Origin of the sequence: Enterobacter sp. MGH120, from assembly GCF_001037725.1 — a bacterium.
Lineage (GTDB): Bacteria > Pseudomonadota > Gammaproteobacteria > Enterobacterales > Enterobacteriaceae > Enterobacter > Enterobacter hormaechei_C.
On the sequence record NZ_KQ089940.1, the window covers coordinates 571,148 to 590,660 of the forward strand.

A 19,513-nucleotide genomic window follows, 5' to 3' on the forward strand; every position below is an offset into this window, starting at 1 on the left:
ACCCCATGCCGAACTCAGAAGTGAAACGCCGTAGCGCCGATGGTAGTGTGGGGTCTCCCCATGTGAGAGTAGGGAACTGCCAGGCATCAAATTAAGTAGTAAGCCGGTGCATTAATCCGGTGGTTACAGAAGTATTCGGTGGAGCGGTAGTTCAGTCGGTTAGAATACCTGCCTGTCACGCAGGGGGTCGCGGGTTCGAGTCCCGTCCGTTCCGCCACTTATTAAGACATTAAGCCTGCCCTTCCGGCAGGCTTAATGGCAAAAACTTTAGGGGCGTAGCTCAGTTGGTAGAGCACCGGTCTCCAAAACCGGGTGTCGCGAGTTCGAGTCTCTCCGCCCCTGCCATATAGAATCCTTTGCTTCGGCAAAGGATTTTTTTTGCCTGCAAAACAGCTCAACACCTTCCTGAAGAATAAGCAGCCTGCGTTTCCGCAGGCTTTTGCGTTAATCCAGTATGCTGGTTTTTAACAGATCTTTTATCTGCGACTGCTTATCGCTGTTTTGCAGCCAAATGGCATACAGCGGTCTGGAGAGCGTTGTCGAATCGGTGACAACATGGAGTGTAGGTTTATTATCCGCCCAGCGAGCAGGTAACCAGGTACAGCCTTTCAATGCGGGAAGATGCTGGCATGCGATCTCCGCTGAGCTTGTCGTGAGCTGCGGGATATCATCGCTGGCAATTAACCCCGTCTCGTGTTGCTGAAAATCAGGCCCCCATTCCAGGCGTAAATAATTCAGGTCGGCCTTCATCATTGCAGGCTCCGATGCATAGAGCGCCAGGCTAAATTGTCCAACAATCTGGCTGCTAAATTCGTCCATCTTGGGGGCTTCTGTGGTGATCAGCAGATCAAGCTGCCGCTCGTGGAGTTGCTTAACCAGCGACTGACGTTGCGCAATCCTCGCCTCAAATTGCAGATGGTTGTGTGTGCGATATAGCCGCATAAGCCATTGGCTGAGCATGCATTCCCATAGCGATGCGCTGGCACCGATCGAGAATTCATTATGCCGGGAGGTGTGCGCAACCTCCTTTCGCGCTGCCTGCCAGGTATTCATCAGGGTTTCTGCATAAGGCAACAGCTTTTCACCAGCCGGAGTTAAACGAATATTGTTGCGATGGCGGGTAAAAAGGTTCACACCCAGTTGATTTTCCAGCTGTCGAATACGAAAACTGACTGCTGACTGCGTCAGGTAGAGGGCTTCAGCTGCTCGCCCAAAGTGTCGCGTTCTGCTCACTTCGAGGAAAGTTTTTAGCAATTCCGTATCCACATCTTTCTCCACAAAATTATTTGTCGTTATGATTTAAATGTTTTGTTTTACACTCTGTCAAGCGTAACTAATACTCCGCGCCATAAATAGCTCGGCCAAAGAATTAGGAGCGTGTAGGATGGCGGAAAGCTTTACGACGACTAATCGTTTTTTCGACAATAAACATTACCCGCGCGGGTTCTCTCGTCACGGCGATTTCACTATCAAAGAAGCTCAACTTCTTGAGCGCCATGGTTATGCCTTTAACGAGCTGGATCTGGGTAAACGTGAACCGGCAACCGAAGATGAAAAACAGTTTGTCTCTGTTTGCCGTGGTGAGCGTGAGCCGCAGTCTGATGCAGAACGTGTATGGATCAAGTATATGGCTCGCATTAAGCGTCCTAAGCGTTTCCATACGCTGTCTGGCGGTAAGCCGCAGATGGAAGGTGCAGAAGACTACACCGAGTCTGACGATTAAGAAGAGAAGGGGCTACGGCCCCTTTTTTTACGCCAGCATTTTTTGCAGATGCAACAGCAGCCGATCGATCGCACGGTAACTTAATGCCTCCTGCAAATGCCGCCTCTCTATTCCGGGGCAGCCCTCCACGTCGGCGACCGTGCGCGCTACTTTCAACAAACGCTGCCACGCGCGAATGGATAGCCCAAACCGCGTCAGTGTCTCTTCCAGCCAGCCTGCATCTTCAGCGTTGAGAGAACAAAACTGTCGGATCCCGCTGTTATCCAGCCGGGCATTCAGCCTGTTCTGACGAGCATACTGCCGCGCCTGCGCCGCAATAACCCGTTCACGCACAGTTGCTGAGCTTTCGCCCCTAATACCGGTTTGCCTCAGCAGACCGGGCGGGGGCAGGGGGATCTCGAGAGATAAATCAAAACGGTCGAGGAAGGGGCCAGACAGCTTACTCAGATAGCGCAGCGTCTGCTCCGGCGTACAGCGGTTATGATTGCCCTGATAATGACCCGTAGGGCTAGGGTTCATCGCCGCGACTAGCTGAAACTGCGCAGGGTAGCTTATTTTGGCCCGTGTACGAGACAAATGGATTTCGCCGGATTCAATCGGCTCCCGCAATGCATCCAGCACGCGGCGTTCAAACTCTGGCAATTCATCCAGAAACAAAATGCCGTTGTGCGCCAGTGAGATTTCACCCGGTCCGGGGATCGAACCCCCGCCCACCATCGCGGTAAGAGACGCACTGTGGTGTGGAGAGCGGAAAGGACGGCGGCGCCACTGTTTATGCAGCGACGTAGAACTGACCAGGCTAAATATCGCGGCGCTTTCCAGTGCTTCATGATTATTGAGGGGTGGCAACAGGCCGCTCAATCTGCTCGCCAGCATCGTTTTCCCCGTGCCTGGCGGACCTATCAGTAACAGGTTATGCCCACCCGCGGCCGTTATCTCTAACGCCCGTTTACCCTGTTCCTGACCCATAATATCGCTGAGATCCTCGGGCGAAGCTGGCGCCACCTCGTCATTCTCCTGCGGCTCGGCAAGCTCGTGTCGGCCTTCCAGCCAGGCGCAAACCTCTTGCAAATGTCCTGCGACAAGACACCCCTTTTCGGCGATAAGGCTTACTTCAGAGGCATTTTCATTGGCCACAATGATTTGTCTTCCCGCGCGTATGGCTTCAAGCGCACCCGAGATTGCTCCGGGAACACCTCTTAACGCGCCTGTAAGCGCTAATTCACCCACGAACTCACACGAGCTTAGCCCTGGCGTATTGAGCTGTTCAGAAGCCGCGAGAAGCGCTATAGCAATAGGTAAATCATATCGCCCTCCCTCCTTTGGCAAATCGGCGGGCGCAAGGTTAATGGTGATCTTCTTCGCCGGAAAAGCATAACCGCTATTAATAATTGCGCTGCGCACGCGATCCCTCGCCTCTTTAACGGTCGTTTCTGGTAAGCCGACCAGCGTCAGTCCGGGCAGTCCATTACTTAAATGAACCTCTACAGAAATAAGCGGTGCCTTCACGCCGATGGCCGCGCGTGTATAAACAACTGACAGTGACATAAGCCCTCCTTGGCGGTGACTATGCCAGCATCATTTTTTCCTGTTTAGCACTAATTCACTGAATTACGGCGCTCGTTCCAGCCTTTTAGCGGCAAAATGTAATCCTTACATGTCGGTGGAATCGGCCTCGCAGAAAAGAAATCATGCGCGCCTTGCCTGATGAAACAGGACAAAAAAATGAAAAATCTTCATTTCTATTTTTTCCCTATATAAAACAACGATTTTGAAAGAAATAGTTCGCATGCTACAGATATAGGTCATAAAAAAATCTTGTGTCAGATGAAATATCTGTGGTAACTCTTTAGGTATTCCTTCGAACAAGATGCAAAAAGAACTGAAAATGACAGCCCTTCTACGAGTGATTAGCCTGGTCGTGATTAGCGTGGTGGTGATTATTATCCCACCGTGCGGGGCTGCACTTGGACGAGGAAAGGCTTAGAAATCAAGCCTTAACGAACTAAGACCCCCGCACCGAAAGGTCCGGGGGTTTTTTTATGACTAAAAAACTTAAATGAGGAGCAGAGAATGACGACTAGCACAAAATTCTGTTTCTCCAGATTTATGACGGGGAACTAACTATGAATGGGGCACAATGGGTAGTACATGCGTTGCGCGCGCAGGGAGTCGAAACCGTATTCGGTTATCCGGGTGGCGCAATTATGCCGATTTACGATGCACTGTATGACGGCGGCGTGGAACACCTGTTGTGCCGACACGAGCAGGGCGCAGCGATGGCCGCCATCGGTTATGCCCGTGCGACCGGTAAAACCGGCGTCTGTATGGCCACCTCAGGTCCCGGCGCAACGAACCTGATCACCGGCCTGGCTGACGCGCTGCTCGATTCCGTACCCGTGGTGGCGATCACCGGCCAGGTGGCCTCTCCGTTCATCGGCACCGATGCCTTCCAGGAAGTGGATGTGCTCGGTTTATCGCTGGCCTGCACCAAACACAGCTTCCTCGTTCAGTCTCTCGAAGAGCTGCCGCGGGTGATGGCCGAAGCGTTCGAGGTTGCCAGCTCTGGCCGTCCTGGCCCGGTTCTGGTTGATATCCCGAAAGATATCCAGGTTGCACTCGGCGATCTGGAGCCGCATTTCTCTACCGTGGAAAGCGATAATGCGTTCCCGCATGCAGAGGTGGAAGAGGCGCGTCAGATGATGGCGCAGGCCAAACAACCGATGCTGTACGTAGGCGGCGGCGTGGGCATGGCGCAGGCTGTTCCGGCGCTTCGCGCGTTCATTGCGACCACGCAAATGCCCGTCACCTGCACGCTGAAAGGTCTCGGTGCGGTAGAGGCAGATTACCCGTACTACCTCGGCATGCTGGGGATGCATGGTACCAAAGCGGCAAACCTGGCGGTGCAGGAATGCGACTTGCTTATCGCCGTCGGCGCCCGTTTTGACGACCGCGTTACCGGCAAGCTGAATACCTTCGCGCCGAACGCCAAAGTGATCCATATGGACATCGACCCGGCGGAGATGAACAAACTGCGTCAGGCGCATGTCGCGTTGCAGGGCGATCTTAACGCGCTGTTACCGGCGCTGGAGCAGCCGCTGGATATCAACCCATGGCGTCAGCACACCGCTGATATGCGTACTGAACACGCGTGGCGTTACGATCACCCAGGCGACGCCATCTATGCGCCGCTGCTGTTGAAACAGCTGTCAGACCGTAAACCCGCAGACAGCGTGGTAACGACGGATGTCGGCCAGCATCAGATGTGGTCAGCCCAGCACATGACCTACACCCGCCCGGAGAACTTTATCACCTCGAGCGGGTTAGGGACGATGGGCTTCGGCCTGCCCGCTGCCGTGGGCGCACAGGTTGCCCGCCCGAACGATACCGTTATCTGTATCTCCGGTGACGGCTCCTTCATGATGAACGTCCAGGAGCTCGGCACCGTGAAGCGTAAGCAGTTACCGCTGAAGATCGTCTTGCTCGATAACCAGCGTTTAGGCATGGTTCGCCAGTGGCAGCAGCTGTTCTTCCAGGAGCGTTACAGCGAAACGACCCTGACCGATAACCCCGATTTCCTCACCCTGGCCAGCGCCTTCGGCATTCCTGGCCAGCACATCACCCGTAAAGACCAGGTTGAAGCGGCACTCGACACCATGCTGTCAAGCGAAGGGCCATACCTGCTTCATGTCTCAATCGACGAGCTTGAGAACGTCTGGCCGTTGGTACCGCCCGGTGCCAGTAACTCACAAATGCTGGAGAAATTATCATGATGCAACATCAGGTCGCCGTGCAGGCTCGCTTCAACCCGGAAACGTTAGAACGCGTATTGCGCGTGGTTCGCCACCGTGGCTTTCAGATTTGCTCTATGAATATGGAAACGGCCACCGACGCGCAGAACATCAGTATCGAATTAACCGTTGCCAGCCCGCGGCCGGTCGACTTACTGTTTAGTCAGTTATCAAAACTGGTAGACGTTGCCCATGTTGCCATCTGCCAGAGCACAACCACATCACAACAAATCCGCGCTTAAGCGTGACAGGACGAAAAAATGACGACAAAAAAAGCTGATTACATTTGGTTCAATGGTGAGATGGTTCGCTGGGAAGACGCGAAAGTTCACGTGATGTCCCACGCGCTGCACTACGGCACCTCCGTGTTTGAAGGGATCCGTTGCTACGATTCTCACAAAGGGCCAGTGGTGTTCCGCCATCGCGAACACATGCAGCGTCTGCATGACTCAGCCAAAATTTATCGTTTCCCGGTCTCCCAAAGCGTTGATGAGCTGATGGAAGCCTGCCGCGAGGTGATTCGCCAGAACAAACTGACCAGCGCCTATATTCGTCCGCTGGTGTTCGTGGGCGACGTTGGCATGGGCGTGAACCCGCCCGCCGGCTATAACACCGATGTGATCATTGCCGCGTTCCCGTGGGGCGCCTACCTGGGCGCGGAAGCGCTGGATCAGGGGATCGACGCAATGGTTTCTTCCTGGAACCGCGTGGCGCCAAACACTATCCCGACTGCGGCTAAAGCGGGCGGTAACTACCTTTCCTCACTGCTGGTCGGCAGCGAAGCGCGCCGTCACGGCTATCAGGAAGGTATCGCGCTGGATGTGAATGGCTACATCTCCGAAGGTGCGGGCGAAAACCTGTTTGAAGTGAAAGACGGCATTCTGTTCACCCCGCCGTTCACTTCGTCCGCGCTGCCGGGCATCACCCGCGACGCCATCATCAAGCTGGCAAAAGATCTGGGTATCGAAGTGCGCGAGCAGGTACTGTCCCGCGAATCCCTGTACCTGGCTGACGAAGTGTTCATGTCCGGTACCGCGGCTGAAATTACGCCGGTGCGTAGCGTAGACGGCATTCAGGTGGGCGAAGGCCGCTGTGGCCCGGTCACCAAACGCATTCAGCAAGCCTTCTTCGGCCTGTTCACCGGCGAAACAGAAGACAAATACGGCTGGTTGGATCAGGTTAATCACTAAATATAAATTTGGGACGGCACGCACCGTCCCATTAAATAGTCAGACGGGAGTAAATAAAGCATGCCTAAGTATCGTTCAGCCACCACCACCCACGGCCGTAATATGGCGGGTGCCCGCGCACTGTGGCGCGCCACCGGAATGACCGACGCCGATTTCGGCAAGCCAATTATCGCCGTGGTGAACTCCTTCACCCAGTTTGTACCGGGCCACGTGCACCTGCGCGATCTCGGCAAGCTGGTTGCCGAGCAAATCGAAGCCTCCGGCGGCGTGGCGAAAGAGTTCAACACCATTGCGGTGGATGACGGTATCGCAATGGGCCACGGGGGAATGCTCTATTCACTGCCGTCGCGCGAGCTGATCGCCGACTCGGTGGAGTACATGGTTAATGCCCACTGCGCCGATGCGATGGTCTGTATCTCCAACTGCGACAAAATCACCCCGGGGATGCTGATGGCTTCCCTGCGCCTGAACATTCCGGTGATCTTCGTTTCTGGTGGCCCAATGGAAGCGGGGAAAACCAAGCTCTCCGACAAAATCATCAAGCTCGACCTGGTCGATGCGATGATCCAGGGCGCGGATCCGAAAGTCACTGACGAGCAGAGCGACCAGGTGGAACGCTCCGCGTGCCCGACCTGCGGCTCCTGTTCCGGGATGTTCACCGCCAACTCCATGAACTGCCTGACCGAAGCGCTGGGTCTTTCTCAGCCGGGTAACGGCTCGCTGCTGGCGACCCACGCCGACCGTAAACAGCTGTTCCTTAACGCGGGCAAGCGCATCGTTGAGCTGACCAAACGCTACTACGAGCAGGACGACGCCAGCGCGCTGCCGCGTAACATCGCCAGCAAAGCGGCGTTCGAAAACGCCATGACGCTGGATATCGCCATGGGCGGTTCCACCAACACCGTTCTGCACCTGCTGGCCGCCGCGCAGGAAGCTGAAATCGACTTCACCATGAGCGACATCGACAAGCTCTCCCGCAAAGTGCCGCAGCTGTGTAAAGTCGCGCCGAGTACCCAGAAGTACCACATGGAAGATGTCCACCGTGCGGGTGGCGTGATTGGTATTCTCGGCGAGCTGGATCGCGCCGGGCTGCTGAACCGCGACGTGAAAAACGTGCTCGGCCTGACGCTGCCGGAGTCGCTGGAGCAGTACGACGTGATGCTGACCAAAGACGACGCGGTGAAAAACATGTATCGCGCCGGTCCGGCGGGCATCCGTACCACCCAGGCGTTCTCGCAGGATTGCCGCTGGGACACGCTGGATGACGATCGCGCCGAAGGCTGCATTCGCTCGCTGGAACATGCCTACAGCAAAGACGGCGGTTTGGCCGTGCTGTACGGTAACTTCGCGGAAAATGGCTGCATTGTGAAAACCGCAGGCGTGGACGACAGCATCCTGAAATTTACCGGCCCGGCAAAAGTGTATGAAAGCCAGGACGAAGCGGTAGACGCTATCCTCGGCGGCAAAGTGGTGGAAGGCGACGTGGTGGTCATTCGCTACGAAGGGCCGAAAGGCGGTCCGGGCATGCAGGAGATGCTCTACCCGACCACCTTCCTGAAATCGATGGGCCTCGGCAAAGCCTGCGCGCTGATCACCGATGGTCGATTCTCTGGCGGCACGTCAGGCCTCTCCATTGGCCACGTCTCGCCAGAAGCGGCAAGCGGCGGCAATATCGCGATCATCGAAGATGGCGACCTGATCGAAATCGACATTCCGAACCGCGGCATTCAGCTGAAGCTGAGTGACCAGGAGATTGCGGCCCGTCGTGAGGCGCAGGAAGCCCGCGGCGACAAAGCCTGGACGCCGAAAGATCGTCAGCGTGAAGTCTCCTTCGCCCTGCGCGCTTACGCGAGTCTTGCCACCAGTGCAGATAAAGGCGCGGTGCGCGATAAATCTAAACTGGGGGGCTAATGATGGCCGAGTCACAACCCTTATCCGCCGCCCCGGAGGGGGCGGAATACCTGAGAGCGGTACTACGCGCGCCGGTCTATGAAGCGGTGCAGGTCACGCCCCTGCAAAAAATGGACAAACTCTCTTCGCGTCTCGACAACGTCATTCTGGTGAAGCGTGAAGACAGGCAGCCGGTGCACAGCTTCAAGCTGCGCGGCGCCTACGCGATGATGGCCGGGCTGACGGACGAGCAGAAAGCACGCGGGGTGATTACCGCCTCGGCGGGCAATCACGCGCAGGGCGTGGCGTTCTCCTCGGCGCGTCTGGGGCTGAAGGCGCTGATCGTGATGCCGGTCGCCACCGCAGATATCAAGGTCGACGCGGTGCGCGGGTTCGGCGGAGAAGTGCTGCTTCACGGCGCTAACTTTGACGAAGCCAAAGCCAAAGCGATTGAGCTGGCGCAGCAGCAGGGCTTCACCTGGGTGCCGCCGTTCGATCACCCGATGGTGATTGCCGGGCAGGGTACGCTGGCGCTGGAACTGTTGCAGCAGGACGCCCATCTCGACCGCGTTTTCGTCCCGGTGGGCGGCGGTGGCTTAGCCGCAGGTGTGGCGGTGCTGATCAAACAGCTGATGCCGCAGATCAAAGTGATTGCGGTTGAAGCGGAAGACTCTGCCTGCCTGAAGGCGGCGCTGGATGCCGGACATCCGGTAGATCTGCCGCGCGTCGGGCTGTTCGCCGAGGGCGTGGCGGTGAAGCGCATTGGCGACGAAACGTTCCGCCTGTGCCAGGAGTATCTCGACGATATCGTCACCGTCGACAGCGACGCTATCTGCGCGGCGATGAAAGATCTCTTCGAGGATGTGCGTGCGGTGGCGGAACCATCCGGCGCGCTGGCGCTGGCGGGAATGAAAAAATACATCGCCCAGCACAATATTCGCGGCGAGCGTCTGGCGCACGTGCTTTCCGGTGCCAACGTGAACTTCCACGGTCTGCGCTACGTTTCCGAGCGCTGTGAGCTGGGTGAGCAGCGTGAAGCGCTGCTGGCGGTGACCATTCCGGAAGAGAAGGGCAGCTTCCTGAAGTTCTGTCAGCTGCTGGGCGGTCGTTCGGTAACGGAGTTCAACTACCGCTTTGCCGATGCCAAAGATGCGTGCATTTTTGTCGGCGTGCGTCTGAGCCGTGGCGTGGAGGAGCGCAAAGAGATCCTCAGCCTGCTGCATGACGGCGGTTACAGCGTGGTCGATCTCTCCGACGACGAGATGGCGAAGCTGCACGTGCGTTACATGGTCGGCGGCCGTCCATCCAAGCCGCTGAAGGAACGCCTGTTCAGCTTCGAGTTCCCGGAATCGCCGGGCGCGCTGCTCAAGTTCCTGCACACGTTGGGCACGCACTGGAACATCTCTCTGTTCCACTACCGCAGCCACGGCACCGACTATGGCCGCGTACTGGCGGCGTTCGAGCTGGGCGAGCACGAGCCGGATTTCGAAACGCGCCTGAACGAGCTGGGCTATGAGTGCCATGACGAAACCCACAACCCGGCGTTCCGTTTCTTCCTGGCGGGTTAGGTTGTTCGGGAAAATGCCTGATGGCGCTGCGCTTATCAGGCCTACGTTCTAAGGGTTGAACTGCGTGTAGGCCGGGTAAGCGCAGCTCCACCCGGCTTTAGTGGTTCGGCAATATCGTCCAGAACGCATCAATAAGCGGCTCATGCAGCCGCTTTTTTTGTGCGCACACGCCGAGCTCGAACGGCGTTTTCTCATCGCTGCGTTCTAAAATCATCACGCGATTGCGCACCGGCTCCGGGCTGTTTTCCAGCACCACTTCCGGTAGCAGCGCTACGCCGCAGCCGAGCGCCACCATCGATACCATCGCCTCATGGCCGCCGACCGTGGCGTAAATCGACGGGTTACTGATCTTCTGGCGGCGGAACCACAGCTCAATGCGGCGGCGCACCGGCCCCTGATCGGCCATGATAAACGGCACCGTGGACCAGTCCGGTTTCTCCACCGAAACCTGGTTGCGCACCGGGCAGGGCAGCGCCGGGGCAATCAGCACTACCGCCAGATTCTCCAGCATCGAGAACGCCACCGCCCCCGGCAGCGTTTCGGGTTTCCCGGCAATGGCGAGATCCGCTTCGCCCGTCACCACTTTTTCCATCGCGTCGGCGGCATCGCCGGTGGTGAGCTTAATTTCAACCGACGGATGTTCCGCGCGGAAGCGGTCGAGAATGGGGGGAAGATGGCTGTAGGCAGCGGTCACGGAACAGAAAATATGCAGCTCGCCGGAAAGCGACGGCCCCTGCTGGTCGATGGTGTGCCGCAGCTGCTGATACTGTAATAACGTCTGCTGAGCAAAGATGCGCAGCTCTTCACCTGCTTCCGTGAGGGTGACGGTGCGGTTATCGCGCACGAACAGCGGCTGGCCGAGGTCTTCCTCAAGGCGCTGGATCTGGCGCGACAGCGTGGAGGGGCTGACGTGCATCGCCCGGGCGCTACGGCCAAAGTGACGGCTTTCCGCCAGGTGCAGGAACATTTTCAGATCGCGTAAATCCACCGATTCCACTCCCTCTTTTTACATTGCATAAATTGCAATGTGACGTTGTGAATATATCAATTTCCGCAATAAATTTCCTGTTGTAATGTGGGTACATTCTCGCTGAAACGCGAACCGAACAATAAGACACACAACATCACGAGGTATCACCCATGGCTAACTACTTTAATACACTGAACTTGCGCCAGCAGCTGGCGCAGCTGGGCAAATGCCGCTTCATGGCGCGCGATGAATTTGCTGATGGCGCGAGCTACCTTCAGGGTAAAAAAGTGGTCATTGTCGGCTGTGGCGCACAGGGTCTGAACCAGGGCCTGAACATGCGTGACTCCGGGCTGGATATCTCCTATGCCCTGCGCAAAGAAGCGATTGCTGAGAAGCGTGCTTCCTGGCGTAAAGCGACCGAAAACGGCTTCAAAGTGGGCACCTACGAAGAGCTGATCCCGCAGGCGGATCTGGTGGTTAACCTGACGCCGGACAAGCAGCACTCTGACGTTGTGCGTTCCGTACAGCCGCTGATGAAAGACGGCGCCGCGCTGGGTTACTCCCACGGCTTCAACATCGTTGAAGTGGGCGAGCAGATCCGTAAAGACATCACCGTGGTGATGGTGGCACCGAAGTGCCCGGGCACCGAAGTGCGCGAAGAGTACAAACGTGGCTTCGGCGTACCGACGCTGATCGCCGTTCACCCGGAAAACGATCCGAAAGGCGAAGGCATGGCGATTGCCAAAGCCTGGGCTGCGGCCACTGGCGGCCATCGTGCGGGCGTGCTGGAATCTTCCTTCGTTGCGGAAGTGAAATCTGACCTGATGGGCGAGCAGACCATCCTGTGCGGCATGCTCCAGGCCGGCTCTCTGCTGTGCTTCGACAAGCTGGTGGAAGAAGGCACCGATCCGGCATACGCGGAAAAACTGATTCAGTTCGGCTGGGAAACCATCACCGAAGCGCTGAAGCAGGGCGGCATTACGCTGATGATGGACCGTCTGTCCAACCCGGCAAAACTGCGTGCTTACGCGCTGTCTGAACAGCTGAAAACCATCATGGCGCCGCTGTTCCAGAAACACATGGACGACATCATCTCCGGCGAGTTCTCTTCCGGCATGATGGCGGACTGGGCGAATGACGATAAGAAACTGCTGACCTGGCGCGAAGAGACCGGTAAAACCGCGTTCGAAACCGCACCACAGTATGACGGCAAGATCACCGAGCAGGAGTACTTCGATAAAGGCGTCCTGATGATCGCGATGGTGAAAGCGGGCGTTGAGCTGGCGTTCGAAACCATGGTGGATTCGGGCATCATTGAAGAATCTGCGTACTACGAATCGCTGCACGAGCTGCCGCTGATCGCAAACACCATCGCTCGTAAACGTCTGTATGAGATGAACGTGGTGATCTCCGATACTGCCGAGTACGGTAACTACCTGTTCTCTTACGCCTGCGTACCGCTGCTGAAAGAGTTCATGACCACCCTGCAAGCGGGCGATCTGGGCCAGGCGATTGCGGAAGGAGCGGTTGATAACGCGCAGCTGCGTGACGTCAACGAAGCGATTCGCAGCCACGAAATCGAGAAAGTGGGCCAGAAACTGCGTGGCTACATGACCGATATGAAACGTATCGCGGTAGCAGGCTAAACACGACGAATCGGGTGGCGTAAGCCACCCGAACTGTTTTAGCTACGCAATATCGCGCCGGGATAACCCAGCTGGCGCCACGCCTCATACACCACCACCGACACCGCATTCGACAGGTTCATGCTGCGGCTGTCCGGCATCATCGGAATACGAATTTTCTGCTCAGCGGGCAGGGCATCCAGAATGGTGGCCGGCAGGCCGCGGGTTTCCGGACCAAACATCAGATAATCCCCGTCCTGATAGCTTACGGCGCTGTGCGCTGGCGTACCTTTGGTGGTCAGGGCGAACATGCGCTGTGGTTTTTCGGATCCCAGAAACGCGGCGTAATCGTGATGACGAACGACGGCGGTAAACTCATGGTAGTCCAGCCCCGCGCGGCGCAGACGTTTGTCGTCCCACGTAAAGCCCATCGGCTCAATGATGTGCAGACGAAAACCGGTGTTGGCGCACAGGCGGATAATATTGCCGGTGTTCGGCGGAATTTCTGGTTCGAATAAGACGATGTTAAGCATGCTGCCCCCTTAATTGCGGGGGCAGAATAGCAGAAAAGAGAGGGACTAGGCGACGCCCGGCTCCTGCGCGCGGCTATACAGCATTTTGTAGACGGTTGCCGCCGCAGCCACGAGAGCAGGTACGCTGAGGATCATTAAAATACTGTCCGCCTGCCACTGCATGGAAAGAAGCTGGGCGCTGGTCAGGGTGCCCGCCACGCCGCCGAAGCGGCCGATCCCCTGCATCCAGGCGATACCCGTCGCACGGCACTCGGTAGGGTAAAAGGTGGCGGCCAGGGTCTGCATGCCCGACTGCGCGCCGTTCATCGCGATCCCCATCAGGAAAATTAACCCGCCAAACAGGGCGATATGGTTATGCTCAATGCCGAGTAAAAGAATCAGGCCCATCGTCAGCACGAAACCACACGCGACCACCTTGTGCGCTTCCCAGCGATCCATCATCCAGCCCGCGAGCAAAATGCCAGCGGTGCCGCCGAAGGTGAACAGCGAGGTAAGCCAGGCGGATTCCGCCAGCGCATATCCCATCCCCTGCATCAGCGTTGGCATCCAGCTCAGCAGGACGTAATAAATCACCAGCCCCATAAAATAGGTGACCCACAGCATCAGGGTGCCGGGCAGCCAGGGCATGGAAAACAGCTGCGACACGCTGCCTTTTTTCGACGCGACTTTCTCCTCCGCGAGGAAAAAGCCCGTGACGCTATCCAGCGTGCTGCGGGCGAACCGGCTGGCGATGCGGCGAACCTGGGCGACGTCTTTCCCGCGCTGCACCAGAAACTTCACCGACTCCGGCAACAGCAGCGCCAGCAGCACCGTTAAAATCAGCGGCGCAATCGCGCCGGTCAGCAGCACGCTTCGCCAGCCATGGTGAGGGATAAGCCAGGACGAGATCGCCCCGCCGCCCGCCGCACCCAGCGGAAAGCCGCAGTACATGGTGTTAATTGCCATGGCGCGGCAGCGCTGGGGGGCAAACTCGGAGATCAGCGTAATGGCGTTAGGCATTGCGGCGCCGAGGCCGAGGCCTGTCAGAAATCGCCATAGCGTCAGGGTATTCAGACTTTGCGCCCAGGCCGTGCCCAGGCTCGCCAGGCCGAAGAACAGACACGAAAAGACCAGCACGCGCTTGCGTCCCATCCGGTCCGATACCGGACCTGCAATCAGGGCACCCAGCGACAGCCCCAGCAGCGCCGCACTCAGCACCGGCCCCAGATCCTGTTTATGTATTCCCCACTCCGTCGACAGCGTAGGCGCAATGTAACCCATCGCTGCGGTATCAAACCCATCAATCGCCAGCACCAGAAAGCCCAGCACAATAAGAAGCCAGTGAAACCCTGAAAAAGGACTTTCATCGATCACCTGCTGAATATCCACCTTACCTGAATACGCCATACGCTCCACTCCGATCTGATGTTGTTTTTGTGTTCTTGTATTTGCTTGTCTATACAATTGCGGAAGGCAGGTGGATGTCAAATTTTCTTATCCAGAATGTTACGCAGGTGTTATTTTCGACAAAAAAAGCGCCCGAGGGGGAAGTCGGGCGCGGAAGAAGGGGAGGCTAACCGGGGGAGATCAGGCCGCGTTTCCCTGAGAAAGAGGGGCCAGCGCCGCAGGCAGCTTACTGAGCTCCTGCACCAGAGAGTCTTTGCTGATTTCACCGATTGTTTTCGCACCGGTCAGCGTCATCGCCACCTTCATCTCTTTCTCGATCAGGTTCAGCAGATTCGCCACGCCCGCCTGGCCGCTGGTGGCCAGCGCGTACAGGTAAGCACGGCCCAGCAGCACGCTGTCCGCGCCCAGGGCGATCATGCGCACCACGTCCAGCCCGTTACGGATGCCGCTGTCGGCCAGGATCGCAATATCGCCTTTCACCGCATCGGCAATGGCCGGCAGGGCGCGGGCGGAGGAGAGCACCCCGTCAAGCTGGCGGCCACCATGGTTAGAGACCACGATCCCATCGGCGCCAAAACGTACCGCGTCGCGGGCATCTTCCGGGTCGAGGATCCCTTTGATCACCATCGGGCCGTCCCAGAATTCGCGGATCCACTCCAGGTCTTTCCATGAGATCGACGGATCGAAATTGTTCGCCAGCCAGCCGATGTAATCCTCCAGCCCGGTCGGTTTACCCAGGTAGGCCGAAATATTGCCCAGATCGTGCGGACGGCCGTTCAGCCCGACATCCCACGCCCACTGCGGGTGCGTCACCGCCTGCCAGTAACGGCGCAGGGCCGCGTTAGGGCCGCTCATGCCGGAGTGGGCGTCGCGGTAGCGCGCGCCGGGGGTCGGCATGTCGACGGTAAAGACCAGCGTTGAGCAGCCCGCCGCTTTGGCGCGCTCCAGCGCGTTGCGCATAAAACCGCGATCGCGCAGGACGTACAGCTGGAACCACATCGGGCGCTTGATGGTCGGGGCGACTTCTTCAATCGGGCAGACGGACACGGTGGAAAGGGTAAACGGAATGCCTTTGGCATCTGCGGCGGCGGCGGCCTGCACTTCACCGCGACGGGCATACATGCCGCATAAACCGACAGGTGCGAGCGCTACCGGCATGGAGAGCGTTTCGTTAAACAGCTTCGTCTCAAGGCTCAGGTCAGACATATTTTTCAGCACGCGCTGGCGCAGGGCCACTTCCGACAGATCCTCCACGTTGCGGCGCAGGGTGTATTCGGCATACGCCCCGCCGTCAATGTAGTGGAACAGGAACGGGGGCAAAATGCGCTGCGCCGCGGCGCGATAATCACTGGCTGCTGAAATAATCATGCTTTGTTCTCCCTGGAAATATCACTCTCGCCAGGCAGACGGGTAATACGCGCCTGTCGGGCCTGATCTTCATCGAATCGTTTAATGGTGGTATGCACGAAGCCGAGATGCGCCATCATCGCCTTGCGCGCGGCCTCGGCATCACCGGCCAGAATGGCGTTGAGCACCGCCTCGTGCTGTTCGGTCAGCTGGGCAAACACCGGCGGGACCAGATACATGCGCTGGCGGCTCTGCTTCACGGAGGATTGCAGCAGGTCGAAGAACCCGCGCATGGTTTGCAGCAGTACCACGTTGTGCGAGGCCTCGGCAATCGCCAGATGGAACCGCACGTCCGCCTGGGAGGCGATGTCCGGGTCGCTGCTTTGCGTGGCCTCAAAACAGGCTTTGAGCTTCTCTTTGTCGGCGTCGGTTGCCCGCATCGCCGCGTGCCACGCTGTACTGGTTTCGATGGCGTGACGCGCTTCGAGGATGTCGAAGCTGTAGTCCGGGTCGTTTTCCATCAGCGTCTTCAGCGGCTGCACGATGTTTTGTTCGGACCAGTCGTCATGCTGCCAGCGCACGAAGGTGCCGCCGCCGCGACGGCTCAGCAGCACCCCTTCACTAACCAGCGTCGCCAGCGCCTCGCGCAGTGAGTTGCGCGACACGCCAAGCTGAGCGGCAAGCTGACGCTCGGCGGGCAATCTCATGCCCGCTTCCAGCTGTTGTTCTTCTATCAGCGCCCGTACGCGAGTGGCAATCACGTCGGACAGGCGTCTGGGCATCACTATCATGGAATCATCCAGGTTAAGACATAGGCCTGCAATGTGGTGATCACGCCCACCATGCAGGTAAATATCAGGCTGTGTTTCACGGTAAAGCGGAACAGGTCCGACTCTTTGCCTACCAGCCCCACCGCGGCACAGGCAATGGCGATGGACTGCGGCGAGATCATCTTCCCGGTCACGCCGCCGGTGGTGTTCGCGGCGACCAGCAGCACGTCCGAGACGCCAATCTGCTGCGCGGCCGTGGCCTGTAGGGCGGCAAACAGGGCGTTAGATGACGTATCTGAACCAGTCAGGAACACCCCCAGCCAGCCGAGGAACGGCGAGAAGAAGGTAAACGCGTGGCCGGTATGCGCCAGCGCTAACGCCAGCGTCGACGACAGGCCGGAGTAGTTCGAAATAAACGCGAACGCCAGCACCATGCCGATGGAGTAAATCGGCAACATCAGCTCTTTAATCGTCGCCGCAAAGGTCTGCACCGCGGCGGCAGGCTTCATGCGCAGCCACACTACGGAAAGGATAGCGGCAAACAGGATGGCCGTGCCGGTGGCTGAGAACCAGTCGAACTTAAACACTGCCGCATATGGCGTGGCGTCGTGCACCACCGGCGGCATACGGGCGACCATTTTGTCGAGGAACGGCACGGAGATATTAATCACCATGTCGTACAGCGCGCCGCCCGGGGCGAACAGTGCTTTAAACGGCGGAATGCTCCACAGCGTCACGGTGGCGGTCAGGAACAGGAACGGTGACCATGCGCGCACAATCTGTCCGGCGGTATAGCCGGTGCGCGCCAGAGTCTGATCCACATGTGAGGCACCCATATCGGCAAAGCGGAAGATGCGCACCGGCTGCCAGCGTTTCAGGAACAGCGTCAGACAGACCAGCGACACCAGGGAAGAGATGATGTCCGGCAGTTCCGGGCCGAGGAAGTTGGAGCTGAGATACTGGGCAATGGCGAACGAACCGCCCGCTACCATCACCGCAGGCCAGGTCTCCTTCACGCCGCGCCAGCCGTCCATAATCGCCATGATCCAGAACAGCACGATAATGGTCAGGAACGGCAGCTGGCGACCCACCATCTGGCCGATCTCGAAGCTGTCCAGCCCGGTCACCTGGCCCGCCACCAGAATCGGAATGCCCATCGCGCCAAACGCCACCGGGGCGGTGTTCACAATCAGGCACAGGCCAGCGGCATACAGCGGGTTAAAGCCCAGCCCGACCAGCAGAGCGGCGGTGATCGCCACCGGCGCGCCAAATCCTGCCGCCCCTTCAAGGAACGCCCCGAAGGAGAAACCGACAATCAGCATCTGTAAACGCTGGTCCGGTGTAATAGAGAGAATCGACGAGCGAATAATATCGAACTGCCCGGTTTTGACCGAGATTTTGTAGACAAAGACGGCGGCGATGATGATCCACGCAATCGGCCACAGGCCGTAGAAGAAACCATACACCACGGAGGCCAGCGCGCGATCGACCGGCATTTTATAGAAGAACAGCGCCACCAGCAGGGCGATGGCAACGGTGTACGTTGCGGCAAGGTAGCCCTTCAGCTTGAGCTTAATTAGCGCAAAGAAGAAGAACAGGATCGGTAGCGATGCGATCAGGCTCGACAGCCAGATATTCCCGGCCGGATCGTAGTTTTGTTGCCAGAGGCTCATGCAGGTCTCCTGAGGACCACACAGGTGTTCGTCGGGTGAGTCTCTGCTCATCTCAGCGTCACACTTAGTGTAAAAGTGGTCCATCCAATATTGTGATGTAGGGTTAATGGCAATAAATGGTTAACCAAGTGTTGCTATTCGGCAATGGTTTTGTGAAGTGGAGCATCAAAACTGTGAACGATGGATAGCTTTGCGCATGATTGGTAGGACCAAAATCGCAAAATCAACTCACCGTGTGCGTTGGGAGCGGTAGTCAGGTGGAGGGCATTACTTTCGCCTTTTGAGCAGATACGGCGCGTAAAAGATGTTGAATAAAATGGGGAGGTGATAATATTACGTGAATTGAATGAGGTTTGTTTGCTTTATTTGTGTTTTTGAAAAGCTGTATATATGTGAGCAGAGTGATTTATTTCCTATAAATAAATTTTTTTTTGGTTAAAAATGCGAAATCTAAGCTGTAGCAAAAAATTTTAATTAAGGTAAATTTCACATATAGATTTTAACAGTGTATTACAAACGATCAATTGCTGATCGATAAAGAAATATCCTGTTTAACCGTGATTTTTCAGGATAAAGGGCAAGAATTTTTTGCTGAAGTGACATTTTTTGGCTAATAATATTCTGAAATAAATTGATCAAACAATGATCAGTTGGCTCTCTTGTAATTTAGTTACGGTATTAAAAGCAAATTAATAATTATCAGGGCAATCGAAAGGGGTTAAATTTGTTAGCTGAGTGTTAATTCCAGAGTGTTTACAGACGCGGCGTACTGCTTTTCAATACGTAGACGCTAAAAGGCATATGATTTACTATTTATTCAGAAGCAACGTTACAGAAGACATTAAATTTATTACTAACCACAACGTATTCAGTGTTATTTTCGGCCAGAAGTCATTTCCTCAGTTGCAGGATATCTGTGTATGGCCTTCTGAAAATATACGGATTATCACCATGGGATGGACCCTGCTTTATTCTATAAGGTCGCGTCACCCATTCTGCTAAAACCCTTTTGGTGGCGTTTTTAAATCCTTATAGCGGTTATTGTAC

Annotated in this window: 17 protein-coding genes and 2 tRNA genes; 11 read left to right on the forward strand and 8 right to left on the reverse strand. The window is 56.8% G+C overall.

Annotated features, from left to right (window positions below):
* Positions 1-140 precede the first annotated feature (140 nt).
* A tRNA-Asp gene (locus SK54_RS02670) sits at positions 141-217 on the forward strand.
* Positions 218-269: 52 nt separating this feature from the next.
* A tRNA-Trp gene (locus SK54_RS02675) sits at positions 270-345 on the forward strand.
* A gap of 99 nt (positions 346-444) precedes the next feature.
* Here the strand turns inward: SK54_RS02675 and hdfR are convergent.
* A complete protein-coding gene (hdfR, locus tag SK54_RS02680) occupies positions 445-1,266 on the reverse strand; it encodes an HTH-type transcriptional regulator HdfR (protein WP_047732710.1) in 822 nt (273 codons plus the stop codon).
* Between the two features lie 118 nt (positions 1,267-1,384).
* Between hdfR and SK54_RS02685 the strand changes: the two genes are divergently transcribed.
* Positions 1,385-1,723 (forward strand): MaoP family protein, encoded by a 339-nt coding sequence (locus SK54_RS02685; protein WP_006808641.1) that lies wholly within the window; start codon positions 1,385-1,387, stop codon positions 1,721-1,723.
* Positions 1,724-1,750: 27 nt separating this feature from the next.
* Here the strand turns inward: SK54_RS02685 and SK54_RS02690 are convergent, their stop codons facing one another.
* Positions 1,751-3,271 (reverse strand): YifB family Mg chelatase-like AAA ATPase, encoded by a 1,521-nt coding sequence (locus tag SK54_RS02690; protein WP_032620478.1) that lies wholly within the window; start codon positions 3,269-3,271, stop codon positions 1,751-1,753.
* 340 nt (positions 3,272-3,611) lie between these two features.
* On the opposite strand from SK54_RS02690, the gene ilvL reads away from it, so the two are divergent.
* The 7 genes from ilvL to ilvA all read left to right on the forward strand — a co-directional run bounded on the left by ilvL (position 3,612) and on the right by ilvA (position 10,162).
* A complete protein-coding gene (ilvL, locus tag SK54_RS21660; RefSeq protein ID WP_001311244.1) occupies positions 3,612-3,710 on the forward strand; it encodes an ilv operon leader peptide in 99 nt (32 codons plus the stop codon).
* 86 nt (positions 3,711-3,796) lie between these two features.
* Positions 3,797-3,847 (forward strand): peptide IlvX, encoded by a 51-nt coding sequence (gene ilvX / locus SK54_RS22675; RefSeq protein WP_166792073.1) that lies wholly within the window; start codon positions 3,797-3,799, stop codon positions 3,845-3,847.
* Positions 3,848-3,849: 2 nt separating this feature from the next.
* Entirely contained in the window at positions 3,850-5,496 is a 1,647-nt protein-coding gene (ilvG, locus tag SK54_RS02695; protein ID WP_047740790.1) for an acetolactate synthase 2 catalytic subunit, read from the forward strand.
* Positions 5,493-5,756: an acetolactate synthase 2 small subunit gene (gene ilvM / locus SK54_RS02700; RefSeq protein WP_003860184.1), complete on the forward strand. Its 264-nt coding sequence runs from the start codon at positions 5,493-5,495 to the stop codon at positions 5,754-5,756. The genes ilvG and ilvM overlap by 4 nt, the downstream gene beginning before the upstream one ends.
* A gap of 18 nt (positions 5,757-5,774) precedes the next feature.
* Positions 5,775-6,704: a branched-chain-amino-acid transaminase gene (gene ilvE, locus SK54_RS02705; RefSeq protein WP_003860182.1), complete on the forward strand. Its 930-nt coding sequence runs from the start codon at positions 5,775-5,777 to the stop codon at positions 6,702-6,704.
* A 60-nt stretch (positions 6,705-6,764) separates the two neighbouring features.
* Complete coding sequence (ilvD, locus tag SK54_RS02710; protein WP_033488021.1) at positions 6,765-8,615, forward strand: dihydroxy-acid dehydratase; 1,851 nt, start codon at positions 6,765-6,767, stop codon at positions 8,613-8,615.
* Between the two features lie 2 nt (positions 8,616-8,617).
* Complete coding sequence (gene ilvA, locus SK54_RS02715) at positions 8,618-10,162, forward strand: threonine ammonia-lyase, biosynthetic (protein WP_026094330.1); 1,545 nt, start codon at positions 8,618-8,620, stop codon at positions 10,160-10,162.
* A 97-nt stretch (positions 10,163-10,259) separates the two neighbouring features.
* Here ilvA and ilvY read toward each other — a convergent pair whose 3' ends face one another.
* Positions 10,260-11,150 (reverse strand): HTH-type transcriptional activator IlvY, encoded by an 891-nt coding sequence (ilvY, locus tag SK54_RS02720; RefSeq protein WP_017693777.1) that lies wholly within the window; start codon positions 11,148-11,150, stop codon positions 10,260-10,262.
* A gap of 152 nt (positions 11,151-11,302) precedes the next feature.
* On the opposite strand from ilvY, the gene ilvC reads away from it, so the two are divergent.
* Positions 11,303-12,778 carry a ketol-acid reductoisomerase gene (ilvC, locus tag SK54_RS02725; RefSeq protein WP_023295615.1) on the forward strand — a complete coding sequence of 492 codons (1,476 nt, stop codon included), beginning with the start codon at positions 11,303-11,305 and terminating at the stop codon, positions 12,776-12,778.
* Positions 12,779-12,816: 38 nt separating this feature from the next.
* Here ilvC and trmL read toward each other — a convergent pair whose 3' ends face one another.
* The 5 genes from trmL to lldP all read right to left on the reverse strand — a co-directional run bounded on the left by trmL (position 12,817) and on the right by lldP (position 18,466).
* Positions 12,817-13,290, reverse strand: a complete 474-nt coding sequence (trmL, locus tag SK54_RS02730; RefSeq protein WP_003860178.1) for a tRNA (uridine(34)/cytosine(34)/5-carboxymethylaminomethyluridine(34)-2'-O)-methyltransferase TrmL — start codon at positions 13,288-13,290, stop codon at positions 12,817-12,819.
* A gap of 45 nt (positions 13,291-13,335) precedes the next feature.
* On the reverse strand, positions 13,336-14,676 hold the full coding sequence (locus SK54_RS02735; protein ID WP_047056518.1) for an MFS transporter: 1,341 nt from the start codon (positions 14,674-14,676) through the stop codon (positions 13,336-13,338).
* A gap of 180 nt (positions 14,677-14,856) precedes the next feature.
* Complete coding sequence (lldD, locus tag SK54_RS02740; RefSeq protein WP_017382576.1) at positions 14,857-16,044, reverse strand: FMN-dependent L-lactate dehydrogenase LldD; 1,188 nt, start codon at positions 16,042-16,044, stop codon at positions 14,857-14,859.
* Complete coding sequence (gene lldR, locus SK54_RS02745; RefSeq protein ID WP_045344794.1) at positions 16,041-16,814, reverse strand: transcriptional regulator LldR; 774 nt, start codon at positions 16,812-16,814, stop codon at positions 16,041-16,043. The genes lldD and lldR overlap by 4 nt, the downstream gene beginning before the upstream one ends.
* A complete protein-coding gene (gene lldP / locus SK54_RS02750; protein ID WP_003860175.1) occupies positions 16,811-18,466 on the reverse strand; it encodes an L-lactate permease in 1,656 nt (551 codons plus the stop codon). Before lldP ends, lldR begins: the two co-directional genes overlap by 4 nt.
* Positions 18,467-19,513: the final 1,047 nt, after the last annotated feature.

What these genes read in the sequence shown, in the direction of transcription:
- SK54_RS02685 (WP_006808641.1), top strand. Translation starts at nt 1,385, where the DNA reads ATGGCGGAAAGCTTTACGACGACTAATCGTTTTTTCGACAATAAACAT.
- SK54_RS02690 (WP_032620478.1), bottom strand. Translation starts at nt 3,271, where the DNA reads ATGTCACTGTCAGTTGTTTATACACGCGCGGCCATCGGCGTGAAGGCA.
- ilvL (WP_001311244.1), top strand. Translation starts at nt 3,612, where the DNA reads ATGACAGCCCTTCTACGAGTGATTAGCCTGGTCGTGATTAGCGTGGTG.
- ilvG (WP_047740790.1), top strand. Translation starts at nt 3,850, where the DNA reads ATGAATGGGGCACAATGGGTAGTACATGCGTTGCGCGCGCAGGGAGTC.
- ilvM (WP_003860184.1), top strand. Translation starts at nt 5,493, where the DNA reads ATGATGCAACATCAGGTCGCCGTGCAGGCTCGCTTCAACCCGGAAACG.
- ilvE (WP_003860182.1), top strand. Translation starts at nt 5,775, where the DNA reads ATGACGACAAAAAAAGCTGATTACATTTGGTTCAATGGTGAGATGGTT.
- ilvD (WP_033488021.1), top strand. Translation starts at nt 6,765, where the DNA reads ATGCCTAAGTATCGTTCAGCCACCACCACCCACGGCCGTAATATGGCG.
- ilvA (WP_026094330.1), top strand. Translation starts at nt 8,618, where the DNA reads ATGGCCGAGTCACAACCCTTATCCGCCGCCCCGGAGGGGGCGGAATAC.
- ilvC (WP_023295615.1), top strand. Translation starts at nt 11,303, where the DNA reads ATGGCTAACTACTTTAATACACTGAACTTGCGCCAGCAGCTGGCGCAG.
- trmL (WP_003860178.1), bottom strand. Translation starts at nt 13,290, where the DNA reads ATGCTTAACATCGTCTTATTCGAACCAGAAATTCCGCCGAACACCGGC.
- SK54_RS02735 (WP_047056518.1), bottom strand. Translation starts at nt 14,676, where the DNA reads ATGGCGTATTCAGGTAAGGTGGATATTCAGCAGGTGATCGATGAAAGT.
- lldD (WP_017382576.1), bottom strand. Translation starts at nt 16,044, where the DNA reads ATGATTATTTCAGCAGCCAGTGATTATCGCGCCGCGGCGCAGCGCATT.
- lldR (WP_045344794.1), bottom strand. Translation starts at nt 16,814, where the DNA reads ATGATAGTGATGCCCAGACGCCTGTCCGACGTGATTGCCACTCGCGTA.
- lldP (WP_003860175.1), bottom strand. Translation starts at nt 18,466, where the DNA reads ATGAGCCTCTGGCAACAAAACTACGATCCGGCCGGGAATATCTGGCTG.